Origin of the sequence: Peribacillus sp. NPDC096447, from assembly GCF_044762725.1 — a bacterium.
Classification (GTDB): Bacteria; Bacillota; Bacilli; order Bacillales; family DSM-1321; genus Peribacillus.
On record NZ_JBIWEV010000012.1, the window covers coordinates 51,396 to 66,786 of the forward strand.

13 protein-coding genes and 1 riboswitch are annotated in these 15,391 nt (G+C 33.9%); of the genes, 9 read left to right on the top strand and 4 right to left on the bottom strand.

Translation table 11 applies throughout. The annotated features are described in order from the left end of the window. Nucleotides 1-166 precede the first annotated feature (166 nt). On the bottom strand, nt 167-1,324 hold the full coding sequence (locus tag ACIQZD_RS24505) for a cation:proton antiporter (RefSeq protein WP_402907203.1): 1,158 nt from the start codon (nt 1,322-1,324) through the stop codon (nt 167-169). A 694-nt stretch (nt 1,325-2,018) separates the two neighbouring features. Continuing rightward, nucleotides 2,019-2,162: riboswitch (cyclic di-AMP (ydaO/yuaA leader) on the top strand. 153 nt (nt 2,163-2,315) lie between these two features. Between ACIQZD_RS24505 and ACIQZD_RS24510 the strand changes: the two genes are divergently transcribed. Further along, nucleotides 2,316-4,142 (top strand): APC family permease, encoded by a 1,827-nt coding sequence (locus ACIQZD_RS24510; RefSeq protein ID WP_402907205.1) that lies wholly within the window; start codon nt 2,316-2,318, stop codon nt 4,140-4,142. 376 nt (nt 4,143-4,518) lie between these two features. Here ACIQZD_RS24510 and ACIQZD_RS24515 read toward each other — a convergent pair whose 3' ends face one another. Both ACIQZD_RS24515 and ACIQZD_RS24520 read right to left on the bottom strand, forming a co-directional pair. Then, on the bottom strand, nt 4,519-5,412 hold the full coding sequence (locus ACIQZD_RS24515) for a prephenate dehydrogenase/arogenate dehydrogenase family protein (protein WP_402907207.1): 894 nt from the start codon (nt 5,410-5,412) through the stop codon (nt 4,519-4,521). Nucleotides 5,413-5,432: 20 nt separating this feature from the next. Beyond that, complete coding sequence (locus ACIQZD_RS24520) at nt 5,433-6,113, bottom strand: RraA family protein (RefSeq protein WP_402907209.1); 681 nt, start codon at nt 6,111-6,113, stop codon at nt 5,433-5,435. A 687-nt stretch (nt 6,114-6,800) separates the two neighbouring features. On the opposite strand from ACIQZD_RS24520, the gene ACIQZD_RS24525 reads away from it, so the two are divergent. The 7 genes from ACIQZD_RS24525 to ACIQZD_RS24555 all read left to right on the top strand — a co-directional run bounded on the left by ACIQZD_RS24525 (nt 6,801) and on the right by ACIQZD_RS24555 (nt 12,884). Beyond that, complete coding sequence (locus tag ACIQZD_RS24525) at nt 6,801-7,652, top strand: MurR/RpiR family transcriptional regulator (RefSeq protein WP_402907211.1); 852 nt, start codon at nt 6,801-6,803, stop codon at nt 7,650-7,652. An 845-nt stretch (nt 7,653-8,497) separates the two neighbouring features. Beyond that, nucleotides 8,498-9,796 (top strand): CitMHS family transporter, encoded by a 1,299-nt coding sequence (locus ACIQZD_RS24530; protein ID WP_402907213.1) that lies wholly within the window; start codon nt 8,498-8,500, stop codon nt 9,794-9,796. A 544-nt stretch (nt 9,797-10,340) separates the two neighbouring features. After that, nucleotides 10,341-10,973 carry a hypothetical protein gene (locus tag ACIQZD_RS24535; protein ID WP_402907215.1) on the top strand — a complete coding sequence of 211 codons (633 nt, stop codon included), beginning with the start codon at nt 10,341-10,343 and terminating at the stop codon, nt 10,971-10,973. 50 nt (nt 10,974-11,023) lie between these two features. After that, nucleotides 11,024-11,230 carry a hypothetical protein gene (locus ACIQZD_RS24540; protein WP_048682657.1) on the top strand — a complete coding sequence of 69 codons (207 nt, stop codon included), beginning with the start codon at nt 11,024-11,026 and terminating at the stop codon, nt 11,228-11,230. Nucleotides 11,231-11,729: 499 nt separating this feature from the next. Then, entirely contained in the window at nt 11,730-11,972 is a 243-nt protein-coding gene (locus ACIQZD_RS24545; protein ID WP_402907218.1) for a VOC family protein, read from the top strand. A gap of 122 nt (nt 11,973-12,094) precedes the next feature. Beyond that, the gene (locus ACIQZD_RS24550) at nt 12,095-12,436 is read left to right on the top strand and encodes an alpha/beta fold hydrolase (protein WP_402907220.1); all 342 of its coding nucleotides are present in this window, start codon (nt 12,095-12,097) and stop codon (nt 12,434-12,436) included. Next, nucleotides 12,348-12,884 carry an alpha/beta fold hydrolase gene (locus tag ACIQZD_RS24555; RefSeq protein WP_402907222.1) on the top strand — a complete coding sequence of 179 codons (537 nt, stop codon included), beginning with the start codon at nt 12,348-12,350 and terminating at the stop codon, nt 12,882-12,884. The genes ACIQZD_RS24550 and ACIQZD_RS24555 overlap by 89 nt, the downstream gene beginning before the upstream one ends. A gap of 261 nt (nt 12,885-13,145) precedes the next feature. Here the strand turns inward: ACIQZD_RS24555 and brnQ are convergent, their stop codons facing one another. Then, nucleotides 13,146-14,510, bottom strand: coding sequence for a branched-chain amino acid transport system II carrier protein (brnQ, locus tag ACIQZD_RS24560; protein ID WP_402907223.1), 1,365 nt, complete (start codon nt 14,508-14,510; stop codon nt 13,146-13,148). A gap of 723 nt (nt 14,511-15,233) precedes the next feature. Here brnQ and ACIQZD_RS24565 point away from each other — a divergent pair. Beyond that, on the top strand, nt 15,234-15,391 hold a 158-nt coding region (locus ACIQZD_RS24565; protein ID WP_402907228.1), incomplete at its 3' end, for a lipid II flippase family protein.

Consider the following 15,391-nt stretch of genomic DNA (forward strand, 5'->3'; position numbering starts at 1 on the left):
GTCTAATTCTCCCTGCAAACATTTTGAAAATAATGAGTACACGACCAATAGGAGATAATTCTGGAATTTATTCCTATAGCCCCACCATAACAAGGAAATAACATAACCATTTTCCTAAATCACTGTAGTTAAAACGTTTATTATATATCTTTTATCCAAAAAATATTTATCTCACGCCAACTAAAGCTACTACTTTTTTGAGTGTCGTTCCCTGAACTAATAGTGAAAATACAACATTACTAAAAGTCATCGCTAAAAGCAGCTCCCGCCCTTCAAACTCCGGTGTAACACTTAATATAAGAGCAATAGAAAGAGAACCTTTTAATCCTCCCCATGCAATTACATGCTTCCAGGAAGTAGGGATGTTTTTATCAAAAGCAAGACTGATATACACGGCAACAAATCGAGCCAATAGTACGATTAGAATACTCCCAATAATCAACCATCCTTTATCTAAAAAATTAATGCTACTGATTTCTAACCCTACCAATAAGAAAATGAGTGCATTTGAGAGGAAGGCAACAATTTCCCAAAAGGAATCCATTTTCTCATGTGTCAGGTCAGACATCCCGATATTTTTTCCGTAGGTCCCGAGGATTAAACCAGCTGTCACTACTGCAATTACACCTGAAACATGAAAATGTTCCCCAATATCAAAAGCACCGTAAAAGAGAACCATGGAAAGTCCGATTTCCACCAAATAATTGTCGATTTTAGACGTAATTTGGGAAGCAATAAATCCGCAAACTCCACCGATAAGAATACCTCCACTGACTACTTTTACGAACTCAATAGAAGCCTCCAAAGTGCCTGTTATACTTAAAACAGTCGTTACAAGTGAAATTTTAAATAATACAACGGCTACTCCATCATTCGCTAAACTTTCTCCTTCGACAATAGTGGATAACCGTTTATTCAAGCCCATAGCCTTGAAAATACTAATGACTGAAACAGGATCGGTGGCAGCCATCAGTGCTCCGAAGATTAGCGCTTGTTGTAGAGAAAGGTTCAGTAGAAAGTACATTAGAAAAGAAACGATTAAAAACGTCAAAAATGTTCCAACAAATGATAATAATAGGATAGGTTTCTTACTCCGATTTAGTTCATCAATTGGAAGTTTAAGCGCTGCATCTCCTAATAGGGCTGATAAAAAGATTAAAATGACTGTAGTTTGGAATACAGTGTCAGTTGCAGCATAACTCTTGACCTCAGACAAGCCGGGAATAGGTAGAATCCCTATTATTAATCCAACAATAACAAGAAATGTAGGATATGGTTGATTCATTTTTTCTGCTATAAAAACAATCCCTACCGCGATAGCCAATAAAATGATCCAGTATGTAATCAGATCCTTATTCTCCCTTCAAATGATGCATGTTAACCGTTTAACGGCTGTATATATACCCTTTATTACTATCATTTACATAACTAAGGATTAGTATAATAAAAATCTGCCTCTTGTAGCATGTTTTATACCAATTAAGTTACATAATTATTAATAAGGGATAAAAAGTAAAGTGTTCAATATATGAGAGTGCCCAAGATATACCGCAGGAATGCAGGATGGTGGAAAAATCCATAATATTATCAAGATTAAAATACTTAAATACTTTGCTCTTATAATTGGATTTATTTTATTGGGTACATTTGATTGTTTTATGATTTAGACTGATTTTTATCTCAAATACTTATTAACGTGGTACTTACTTCATTCGCACAATTTGTTTAGCTCTAATAAGTCATAAACAACTGCTTTACTTCAATAAGGGAGTTGCTTTTAGCAGCTCTTTTTCTTATGGAACTATCGGGGCAGGTTAGTTGTAGAAGAAATAGGAATAGAGAAGCCCCTTTTCAAAATTTTATGAAGACGGCCCTTACGCGATAGTCCTTAAAAATATCTTTCTAAAGCATGAATAATATCTTCATTTCTAACCTATCCGTTTTCCTGAGTATTAATTTTTTTTGCATAAAATCCATTTACAATTGCTGATCACAGGAGTATTATAATCAAAGTTTCAATTTCTAAATCGCTGAAACCATTAGGTATGGGGGAACCATTTTTGTGGGTTATTACTAAACCCAAGGGGTGAATCCTTTAAAGGTAGGGCTACTCAAGGTCCGAATCCGACAGCTAACCTCGTAAGCGTTAAATGAGAAGGAAGGTGGAGCTTGTGACACACGAAAAGTGATGTGCCTACAGGTCTATTCTGTAGGCACTTTTTTGTATTCATGTAAAATTTTATTGCTCTTTTGTGTCAATACTGTATGTACGGGTAAAAATTAACTCATAAAATCTATTAGGGTGGTTTGGAATAATGATTTCACTTATAAAAAGGATGTTAATTGGGCGACCTCTGAAATCCAATGAATTAGGAGAACAGAGATTAAACAAAAAGAAAGCATTAGCAATCCTTTCTTCTGATGCTCTATCATCAGTGGCATATGGACCCGAACAAATTTTGATAGTATTGATTACGGTAGGTGCAGCAGCATTTTGGTATTCAATTCCTATCGCAGTTGGTGTATTAATTCTTTTAACAGCTCTCATATTGTCTTATAGGCAAATCATCTTTGCTTATCCTCATGGCGGTGGAGCGTATGTGGTTTCAAAGAGCAATTTAGGTGTAAATCCAGGTTTAATAGCTGGAGGATCCCTATTGGTAGACTACATACTAACTGTTGCTGTAAGTGTGTCTGCAGGGACCGATGCTTTAACATCTGCCTTTCCTACTTTACATAACTATAATGTGGAAATTGCCATTGTATTTGTAATTCTTATTACAATTTTGAATTTAAGAGGTGTAACGGAGTCTGCTTCAATATTAGCCTACCCCGTTTACTTATTTGTTTTAGCGTTGTTTATATTAATTGGTGTGGGTATTTATAATATTCTAACTGGAGGAGTTTCGCCTGAATTGCACACCCCAATAGGTACACCTGTGGCGGGAATCAGTTTGTTTATTCTTTTAAGGGCGTTTGCTTCAGGAAGTTCCGCCTTAACAGGGGTTGAAGCCATATCGAATGCCATTCCTAACTTTAAAGACCCAGCTCCTAATAATGCTGCTAAAACATTAATGGCGATGGGAGCCTTGCTGGCCATACTATTTTCTGGAATTGTATTTTTAGCCTATTATTATGGTATTACTCCTAGTGGAGAGGTAACCGTTGTTTCCCAAATTGCCGAAGAAACTTTCGGGCGGAATTTCATGTACTTCTTTATACAAGGAACTACAGCATTGATTTTAATCCTAGCTGCGAACACTGGTTATTCTGCTTTTCCATTATTGGCAGTAAATCTTGCAAAGGATAAGTTTATTCCAAGGGCGTTTCTTATGAGAGGAGATCGATTAGGATATTCTAATGGGATTATCATACTTGGAATTACTTCAATCATCTTAATCCTTGCTTTTCAGGCAGAAACGGAGCATCTTATCCCACTTTACGCAGTTGGTGTATTTGTTCCATTTACTTTGTCTCAGTCGGGAATGATGGTTAAATGGTTACGAGAGAAGCCGCAAGGGTGGGTTCCAAAATTCATTATTAATACTACGGGTGCCGTTATTAGCTTAACCGTCACATTAATGTTCTTTTTAACAAAGTTCTCACAGGTTTGGTCAATCTTAATTTTTCTACCTATCATTGTCTTTGTTTTTCATAAAATTAGAAAGCATTATGAAGCTGTTGGAGACCAACTTAGGCTTACAACTTGTGAACCATCTGCGACCATTGACGGTAATGTTATGATAGTGCCTGTTGCTGGCATGACTCATGTTGTAGAAAATACCTTAAATTATGCTAAATCGCTTTCTCCTCAACAAATTATTGCAGTGTATGTTGCATTTGAAAGAGAAGACGAGAAGAAATTTGAAGAAAAATGGAAGAAATGGCAACCTGAAGTAAGACTGGTGACACTGCACTCTCATTATAGAAGTATCATCAACCCACTTACCAAATTTGTTGATACTGTAGAGAATAAAGCAAGGGAAGGGAATTATCAGGTAACAGTTGTTATTCCACAATTTATTCCCAAAAAAGGCTGGCACAATATTCTTCACAATCAATCAAGTTTTCTTATTCGAGCCTTCTTACTGTTTCGAAGAGACGTGGTAGTAACAACTGTACCTTATCATTTGAAAAAATAAGGACTTGAATTAATTGTACTTCTTAATGCTATAGGTAATTATCAGAGCAGTTATGAAGCTCTTCTTATAGAACTAACGGGTGCGTTAGTTCGTAAAAAGATAAAAGGAGAGTACATATTATACATGGTTAATATGTACTCTCCTTTAATATTAAGGTTTTTATAATTTTGGTCTTGATAATTGAAGTTCAGTTATAAAATCTCCATCTTCGAAGGGTTGCTCTGTTTTGTGTAATAGCTTTGGAGAGGTAAACAAAGTTACCATCTCAAAAAAACTGTCTCACTAAAAATCAATATTCTCTTAGGTAGATAATGTAAAACAAAGGGGAAGTGTTACCAATGGTGGTACCCCATAATAGTGATATAGCTTATTTCTTTTAACTACTTACAATTGTGTTTTCTTCTTTGCATGCTTTAATGACTTCTAACCAATAATTAGGTTTTTGGCCTTTAAACTTCTCTTTCAAATTGAATGTAGCTAATCTTTCTAATTTGTTTTTTGCTGCCTTAGACATGACTGAATTAAGATTAGAAGCTTCTAACATTTGGATAGAGCCATCTAGTTCAATTGATCTTCTTAATGCATGGATAGACGTTCCAGTAACTAATCGATTCATGGTTTCTTTAAAGCTCTTGCTATCCATAGTTTCACTTATCGAATCTAAAACCAATTCTTCTATATTAAATTCATGGGCGGCCTCTAACAACTCAAGATAAAGGGCGGCTACTCCCTTCATATAAATACTGCGCACTAGTTTTATAGCGGAAGCGTCGCCAGGATTCTCACTCACCTTAGTTATATCCATGCCATATGGACTCATTAAGGCGATAAGCCGATCCACTCCGTTGCCACTTGCTGAAATAGGAACTTTATGTTTATAAACTGGTAGAGGTCCTAACATTGCTGCGTCGACAAAAAATGCATTCTTTTCTTGTATGTTTTTGTTTATTTTTTGTTTTACAATAGGAGTCGAAGCCGATACATCAACGTAAATGCAATCTTTCTTCAGATGAAGTTTTAACACTTCGCTAACCTCATAAGCTTTATCTGCTGGTACTGCTACCATGACTACATCAACTTCATTTAATACGTCCTCGGGATTGGAACGAAGCTCCACTTGCGCTTGTATAGCCCGTTCTTTTATTTGCGGACCGAAAGTAGGATGGTCTAACATGACATCATGAGCGAAAATCTTTTCTAAACCTTCTTGTTTTAATCCAACGGATAATTCAAAGGCTGCTTCTCCAAATCCAATAAAACCTAATATCATTCTAAAGGTCTCCCTTCTTTTTATAGTCCATACGCTTTTATTTGTTCTCTCAACCAAGGAGGTTCAATGCTTCCTTCTGGTTTACCTTGCTTGCGGGTTGTTTCATAAACTGTAATGGTTTCTATGCGCGTTTTCTCATAATCTAGTTTTTTCTCTGCCTTAGAAAGAGCCACTTCAATCTTGTCTCTTGGAACCACAATAACACCATCATCATCACCAATGATCAAGTCCCCTGGAATAACGGATACCCCTCCACAAGAAATAGGTTTATGAAGCTCACCGGGACCATCTTTAAGAGGACCGTTTGGAATAAACCCTTTCGCAAATATAGGGAATTTTAATTCGCTAAGTGTTTCTTTATCACGAACTAATCCATCAATGATGATTCCTTCAAGTCCAATGGCTTTCGCAGCTCCTGCCATCAATTCTCCAAGGTAGGCGTTTGAAAGATGTCCTTTTCCATCCGCAACTAATACATAACCTTCTTTCCCATCATAGATAGCTTGATGAAGAAACAAATTATCTCCAGGTCTTAAGCTTACTGTTAGAGCAGTACCAACTACTTTCATACCTGGTGCTACAGGCTTTATTTTATAATCCATAGAACCTGTACAACCCATCGCATCTGATATAAGTGTAGTGTTAAGGCGTTTTGCTCTTTCGATAATTTCTTCCGACAATAACGGTGCTAAGTTACTCAATGACATGCACTCCTTTAACTTTTTTATGTTTCCATTTACTAAACAATTAGCTACTAAATGTTACTTGTTATCTTATCTTTGATGTACCATCAACTAAGATAACGCTTTCAAAAACCACATAATTTTTAGTGTATTTCCTGTCTCTTCAACAATTTGTCACGCTATTTTTCTAAGTTTATTGACAAAAAAAAGAGTTGTAAGTCATTGAAAACTCCACTATTTTTCTTAACTTCAGTTTCCAAGTAATAAATATTACTAAAACTTGTTTAGGGGTAATATTTATTACTAACAACTTAAATGTATACTAACAGCGTTATTTATTAAAGTAAACCCCTTTTTTAAAGGACATTTAAAAGAAACTGAATTTTAAGAAGAAAAAGAGCTTAAGAACAAAGAAAGCGAATTAGATTGTTAACGTGAAAGATTCGATCACCTTTTACTTGCTCATTTATTCCAAAGTTCTTTAAGAAACTTTATTTACTACTAATGAAATAATCATGCATAACGTTTATGGATACGTTCTAGAAGTTTCAGGTAAGGAAAATATTAATACTCTTATTTAACGGACTCTTTTTTACATTAATAAATAAAAATGCTAAAATTCAATTGAGTATCGTAATAAATACTTTATAAGAATAAAAAAATATAAAATTTACACATATAATATGTTCAATTGGAGCGAATCTTATGGAAAACCCAATATTAAAATTAAAAAACAAGATATCAGAATTAACAGAAACACAACGAAGAGTTGCGGACTATATTATTAAAAATCCCGTGGATGTCGCTTTTTTAACCGTTGATCAATTGGCTGGAATTGTAGGAACTAGTACTACCACCATTATGAGATTGACTTTTAGTCTGAATTATTCGGGATATACTGAATTTCAAAAAGGACTTCAGGAACTTTTACGTAATAGAGCAGCTCCTCAAATTAGATTAGAGGCAAATTTAAAAGATTTAAATGAAAGTGATTTGTGGATTCGCTCTGCAGAAAGTCAACTCAATAATATTCAATCTACAGTAGAGATGATTTCAACGGAGAGTTTAAATAAAACGGTAGAAATGATTGTGTCTGCAGAGCGAATATTTTGTACCAGTGTGAGAAGTGGATTACCAGTGGCTCAACATTTAACTTTTGGACTTAATCGTCTACTTGGAAACTGTGAATTGATTGTTGCTGATTTAAGTGATTGGGTTGATAAAGGAATTAATTTTACTTCGAAGGATTTAGTCATCGCAACCTCTTTTCCAAGATACGCCAGAAGAATTGTTGAATTCGCGATGACAGCTAAAGACAATAAGGCACAAATTATTTCTATTACTGATAGTTATTCTTCTCCTCTAGTTAAGTATTCGGATTTAGTATTGCCATGTAATTCTAGTAGTATCGCTTTTCATAATTCACCAATAGCATCTATGCTTGTAGCGGATTATCTTGTAAGTGCCATAGCCATCAATTACCCTGAAAAAACCAAAAATCGTCTTGATGAAATTAATTCAATTCTTACCAAAATGGATTATCACTATAGTGATTAAATCTATAAGGTGATAGGAGCAACGATTCAATTGAATCCTTGCTCCTATCACCTTTTTATTTCTTAACCAGATATCCTACTCACCATCATCAACTCTCTGCTTAATAAAAAAAGGTTTACTTATAATAAGAATCCATGATAGTATGCTTTTAATAGTTAAAAATATTACAACACAAACTATAAAAGTAAAAAATATTACTACAGAAAGACGTTGATTCTTAGAGATATAGTTAGTTAGTTAGTTTTATCCAATTTTTGATTTGTTAAAAATATCGCCAGTGTATGTCTGAATATTTTAATAAAAAAAATATTATATGCTGAATGACTAGTGGAATATAAGAATCACCAAATATTGCTTTATTTTTAAAATTAAAAGGTTTTTGAAAACGTTATCTTTTTGAGTTTTTTTGTTTAAAGGTAATAAATGATCTTTATGTTACTTTAACTATTAAAAAAATTTCTTACATGTAATGAGCACTCTTTAATTAAAGTGGTGATTCATAAAAAAAATTCAAATGAAAAAGAGGTGTAATTAAGTGAATGATTTAAAACTGTAAAAATCAGATGAGACTATTAAAAGAGCAAGATACCAGCGTATTGGTAATATTATCTTAACGGATCAATGATCAATTGGATGTATAATGACTAGTACTTCAAGATATGGTTCATAGCAACAATTACAGGGGAATTCAATAATGTCAGTTTTGTAAACCCTTACAATGAAGTGATGTTAAGAGTCCATTTAGCAGTGCTAACTTATTTTATAGAAAATTTTCATATATGATTCGAAATAACGTATTCAACATGTATTCTAAAAAGTCAGGGAAGATAAAGAGGGGGCATACTATGTTAACATTTCTGGGATTTGCCATGATTGTGGTATTTATGTATTTAATCATGAGTAAGCGCTTATCAGCGTTCAGTGCACTTACGGTTGTTCCAATCATATTTGCGCTAATTGCAGGATTTACGGATTTAGGACCGATGATGTTAAAAGGTCTCGAGACTATAGCTCCTACTGCTATTATGATTATTTTTGCCATTCTATATTTTGGTGTATTAATTGATACAGGATTATTTGATCCACTAGTATCAAGAATTTTAAAAATGGTAGGCGGTGACCCATTAAAAATTGTACTGGGCACTGCAATTTTATCATTGGTAGTTGCTTTAGATGGTGATGGTACTATTACCTACCTTATTGTAGTAACAGCTTTTCTTCCTTTATATAATAAACTGGGTATGAATAAACTCATTTTGGCCTGCATTCCTGCATTAGCGATGGGGGTTATGAACTTGTTACCGTGGGGGGGACCAGCTGCCCAGGCTACGGCGGCGGTAAAAGTTGATATAATAGACCTGCTTTTACCACTCATTCCTTCTATGATTGCGGGTGTGTTATGGATTTTAGGAGTGGCTTACTTCTTGGGTCGACGTGAGCGTAAGAGATTAGGAGTTATCGATATTGAAGCTTTTAACGAAGAAGAAATTGCTGCTGCAGTTGAGGTAGGAATGGACTCATCAATAAAACGCCCTAAATTATTTTGGTTTAACCTAGGCTTTACGATTTTAGTATTGGCGGCTTTACTTACGGGCTTCTTACCGTTGCCTGCTTTATTCATGCTCGGCTTTGCAATCGTTATGATTGTAAATTATCCCAACTTACAGGACCAGAAGGATCGCTTACACGCACATGCAGGAAATATATTAACTGTTGTCTCCATGATATTTGCAGCAGGTGTATTTACAGGGATTATAGATGGTACCGGCATGGTTAGCGCCATGGCAGATACCCTAATAGCAGTTATTCCAGACTCCCTCGGACCAAAACTAACAGTTATTGTTGCACTTATAAGCATGCCATTTACATTTTTTATGGCGAATGCTCCCTTTTATTTCGGGATTATACCGATTATGGCAGAAACAGCTGCCAACTTCGGTATCCATCCAATGGAAGTGGGACAAGCTTCTTTATTAGGACAACCCTTGCACTTGTTAAGTCCACTCCAAGGTTCTATCTATATATTAATGGGGCTTCTTGGCATAGAAATAGGAGATCATATTCGCTTTACAGCCAAGTATGCTGTAGGTACAGCATTAGTTATGATAATTGTAGGTGTTTTGTTCGGAGTACTATCCATTTAAACATATAAACATAATAGATTGCAGAGAGCTAGTCTTTCAAAATAGCTCTCTCTTTTATAGGTCTAGAATTATTTATTATTGTAACTATTTTAATTCACGCAGTACTAAAGTTGATCTTACTTTTTAATAAACTTCTAATGCACCAGGATTAAGCAGCGTACAAAAGCTTTAAAAGAAGTCCAGGATGCTTAGTAGGCCTTGGTATATCAATGGGTAATGCAGATGAATAATTAATTTTTTTTGCTGATCTTTACTAAAAAAAACAGTGAATACGGTATCGCTTTTGCATAGAAAAAGTATGGGGTTAATTTAACTGCAAAAAGTATGTGAAATTTTGTACTTAAACTAACGGGTGCGTTAGCTGTAGATCGGGCTGTCTTTAAGGCAGCTTTTCTTTATACAACAAAAGGGGCAGGATAGTTGAAGATGAATATAAGTTTAAACGACTGATAAAAATTTCAGTCGTTTTTTGTAAACAAATGTAAACAATTATTGTTTACATTTTTTTACAAAGATGGTAGTTTTATTTTAAGAGGTGTTTAAAGTGTCTGATTATAGAAAGAAAATGTTTCGGGGAGCAAAGATTGAAGATTGCATTTTAGATTTTATAGATATGGAAAAAGAACTTAGTAGAACGCTTGAAACTGCTGATGAGCAGGAAAGACAATTATTGTTTGGAATGAGTAAAGCGTATCGTCTGATTGTTAATCGACTAGTAAGAGAATTTGATTATTTCAAAGGTGGAGATATGGTGAATACAAAAGTAAAAGATTTAATTAGTTCGTTAAAAAGAAGAGTTTCCGAAGCAAAAGAGCAAAGTAAAAATAACCTCTTGGACCTAGTAAATGGAATGTACTATGACGATATACCTGAAGAAGCTAAGGAAGAAATAGCTAAAGTTCCTCAAGAATTTCAAAGAGGTTTATTTGAAGGAATGGCTCTTGGTTATGAAAAAATTGTTATTGACTTGGAATTACTGTTGGAATCTACCGAAAATGACAAGATAGCTCACATAGAAAAAGTTTTAGCAAAATATAAAAAAATTGCTGAAATGTTAAAAAATAAATTTAAAGAAGATGAAATAGATTTTAGAAGTGGTTACATTCAAGGCGAAATGTCTGCTTATCAAATGATCAGAGAGGAAATCCAGGTTGTTTTTAGAACTGAACTAATCTAGAAAATGTAGTGCTTTTAATACGAAACATAGCCTAAAATAGGGGAGATTTAATGGATTTTTTAAATTGGTATGATTGGATTCAACCAACTAATCCTTATGCATCAATATTTTTCGGAATTATTTTTACAATTCTAACGGGGTTAATTGCGTGGTTTGATACGAAAAAAATCAGAACATTCGTCTTAATAATAGCTGGAGGATTAAGTTTTACCATCATTGGCGTTATAATCTTAAACTCCGTCGGTTATTATGGCTAAAATAGTCTTAAAAAGGAAAATATCATTTTGGACAAAGAACAGATTGTGAAATTTAAAGTAACGGGTGCGTTAGCTTAAGATCGGGGCCGTCTTTGAAGGCAGCTTTTTCCTTACGGAACTATCGGGGCAGGTTAGTTCAATAAAATTCTGATTTAATCTCAAAAACTACGATTATAAATGTAGCTTGATTCGATCTAATTTCTGTAAAATCCAAATTTAGTATGAACAGTAAATATTAGGAATTTATAGATATCATAACGAGGTGGGACGAGAAATGATAAAAGGTCTTTACGAGGCACATTTACCTGTAAGTAATCTTGAAAACACAATAAAATTTTATAAAAAATTAGATCTAGAAATTGCATATCAAAATGATAAAGTAGCTTTCTTCTAACTTGAGAAAGGTAAAAGTTGGCTTGGTCTATGGGAAACAAACCAGGTAGAAATTCCATACCATCCTTCAATACGACATGTAGCTTTACAAATAGATATAGAGGACATGACATCAGCAAAAAATTGGTTAAATAGTAAAGGGATTGAAATTGGTACAGCCTTTGACTTAACTGAAGAACAACAACCTTTAGTTCTTGATAACAATCCACAAGCTCACGCAGCTATTTATTTTAATGACCCAGACGGAAATTCTCTTGAATTGATTGCTCCTTTAAGATTGGACTTTGAGGAATCCTTTGGAGAGATGTCATTAGAGGATTGGTATAGACGAAATGCTGCTCTCAACTAATTCCGTTCTGCTTCAGTAAAAGATTTTTGAATTTAAAAAGGGGGTTGCTGTGGCAATCCTTTTCGTTATGCAACTAACGGGGCAGGTTAATTTATTAAGAATCGAATAAAGTGGGTGGGTAAATGCCTTATTTAAAAGTTAAAGATGATATAGATATATTTTATGAGTGTTATGGTGAAGGAGAGCCATTAGTGTTTGTACATGGATTAGGGGCTTCATCCTCAATGTATAAGCCACAAATAGAATACTTTCAACAACACTTCAAAGTTATTTTACTTGATTTAAGAGGTAATGGGAACTCTGGTTTTTTAGAATGTAATGTGGAAAGTGTTTTAGATAAACAAGCAGAAGATATTAAAGAGCTTTTACTTTTTTTTGGGAATTTCTTCAGCAACATTTATTGGAGTTTCATATGGTGGGGTTTTAATTCAAAAGGTAGCCCTTGCATCCCCAGATATTGTTAAGGCACTCGTTATAGTCGATAGTTTCTGTGATACCTCAATTGATTCCCTTCAAAAATTATTAGCAATGGTAGGAGCCAATCAAACATGGATTTTACATATGCCTAAAAAGTGGTTAGCAAAATTAACAAAATCCTCATATAAAAGATGGTCCATTGCTTGCAAAGAGATGGAAAGCATTATACTTAACATGAGGACATATGAAACGAAAATCCAAAGAAAAGCAATAAATAGAATTAGATTTAATGATCAGTTATTAAAGGTTAATATTCCTACACTTTGTTTAGTAGGTGACTATACTAAATTGGGTAAAAAAATGATGGAACGGGTATCGAGTTGCATTCAAAATTCGGAGTTGAAGGTAATCGAAAATTCTTTTGACCCTAGTAATCTTTGTCAGCCAAAGGTTTTTAATAAGACAGTTCATAAATTTATATCTAATTTACTATAGATATTTATTCAACTAAAGGGCGCATTAGCTGAAGATCAGAGCTGTCTTTAAGTCAGTTTTTTCTTTATGGAACTATCGGGGCAGTTTAGTTGAATAACGAGAAAATCCCAATTTCTCAATATTAATGCTGAGAAATTGGGATTTTTAATATCGAAATTTCCTTAACGTTGTAAATCTGCATTTTCCTGACGCGACCCCTTATAGAACGAACAGGTGCCGTTCGATTAAAGTGTCAACAAATAAAAAAAATGGTTGACATATTTAAGAAATTTTTTTTCTTTTAACTATTCTAGTTGGATGATTAAGACCGAATTTCACTCGTATTATGCTACTGCTAAACCCTATAAATCCTCCAACAATTGCTGGGATAATCCACCCTAGTCCTACATCATACAGAGGAAGAATTTCATGAAAGAAATTATTAATGGATGAAAAGCGTATACCAGCTCGGTTTAATCCATCAAATAAACTAATGAAAAATGTTAAAAGTAAGCTTCCTTGATACACTTCAGCTTTCCCTTTAAATAAAGAATGAAAAAATGTTAAGAAAATTAATACAATAGCTAATGGATAAATAGCTGTTAGGAGAGGAATTGAAACTGCAATTAACTGTGTTAGTCCAATATTGGCAACTATTGCACTAAAAATAGATAAACTAATAGCAATTGTTTTGTAATGTACCGTTGGAAATAGTTTATGGAAGAATGAAGAACAAGATGTAACAAGTCCTACGCTTGTTGTTAAACAAGCTACTGTAATCATTAATCCTAATAATAGCCCACCATAAGCTCCAAAATAATAATTCGAGACTTTTGCTAAGATAGTGCCTCCATTTTCTAGGTACCCAAGTTTTTCTACACTTGAAGCACCCATATAAGAAAGAGCTGAATACATGGTTGCCAGGATAAAGGCAGCAATTCCAGTTGCTTTTCCACAAACAACCATAATTTGTTTTTTTGTTTTAGCACCTTTTTCTTTAATGGCATTAATGATGATGATGCCAAAAACAAAAGATGCAAGCGTATCCATTGTTAAATAACCTTCTCTAAACCCATTAAAAAATGGTTGAACTGTATAACTCTTAACAGGTGCCTGAAAATCTCCGATTGGATGATTAAAAGCAACTACTACTAGGATTCCAATGAACGTTAACTTGATTGGTGTTAAGATTTTCCCGACAATTCCGATAACTTTCGCGGGATTGATCGAAAAAAGGCACGTAATGCTAAAAAAGATGATTGTAAAAATAAGTAAAGGTAAAGGGCCTGAATTTTCGGACAAAAATGGTTTTACACCGATTTCAAAAGAAACGTTTCCTGATCTAGGCAAAGCAAATAAAGGTCCAATGGCTAAATAAAGAACCGTTGTGAATAGAATACCAAATACAGGATGTACCCGACTTGCTAACGACTGTAAATCATCTTTCCCCGAAAAACCAAGTGCTAATACACCAAGTAACGGTAAGCCAACTCCTGTTATTAAAAACCCTGCATTTGCTGACCAGATATTGATTCCTGCTGATTGACCAAGCATTGGTGGAAAAATTAAATTTCCTGCCCCAAAAAATAGAGCAAATAACATTAAACCAATAACTAAAATAAATGAAAATGGTACTTTAGTATCCAAATAAAAACCTCCATTAAAGAACTAAATTTTACTGAAAAAAATTTTTCAAAGAATTACTCATAAATTAAATACATAAGAGTGTATTGTATTATGACAGATAAAATTAATTTCCATATAAATTTTAAGTTTCTCCTTTTTGGGTTAATATGCAAAAAGGCTCTTTAAAATTTTAACGACAAGCAGATTATTACTAATTACGAGATTCAAATGATAATCGGTGTGAATTACAGAAAATTCCCTACTTGACCCCTATTAGCGGTATGTAATTATTAACTAAAATACCATTTTATAACTATCAATATATTGTAACACATACTGTTTCCTCTTAAAAGTATACAACGGAGGAAAAAACTAGAAATAAAGTTGGCGTTGTGAGGTATAAAAGTGGATTACGGACTATTGGTTATTGGAATAGCTCTTTTACTTGTGTCATACGTAGTCGCTGTGAAAAAACAATCCTGGTTGTTAGCTGGATTTAATGAAAAATATAAAATAGCGTTGTATCCTTATGAAGTAACTGTTAGTTTTATTAACAATTGTGTAGGTATTTATCAATAGAAGGTTAGTCGATTAATTCAACTAATAGGTGCTTTAGCCTATGATCGGAACTGTATTTAAGGCAGCTTTTTCTTATGGCACTAACGGGGCAGGATAGTTCCATAACACAAACTGGAAATATATGTGGTATTATGGGAAGAAATATATTAAAGTAGGTAATTTGTTTTGGAACTCTTAACAGAAAAATTAATTCTTATATCTCTATTTATATTTATTATCCATTCTATCGAAACACTTGCATATGCAGTCAGATTATCTGGTGCAAGAGTAAGATTGTTAGCTTCAGCTCTATCCTTATTTAACTTGATGGTTATGATTTCTCG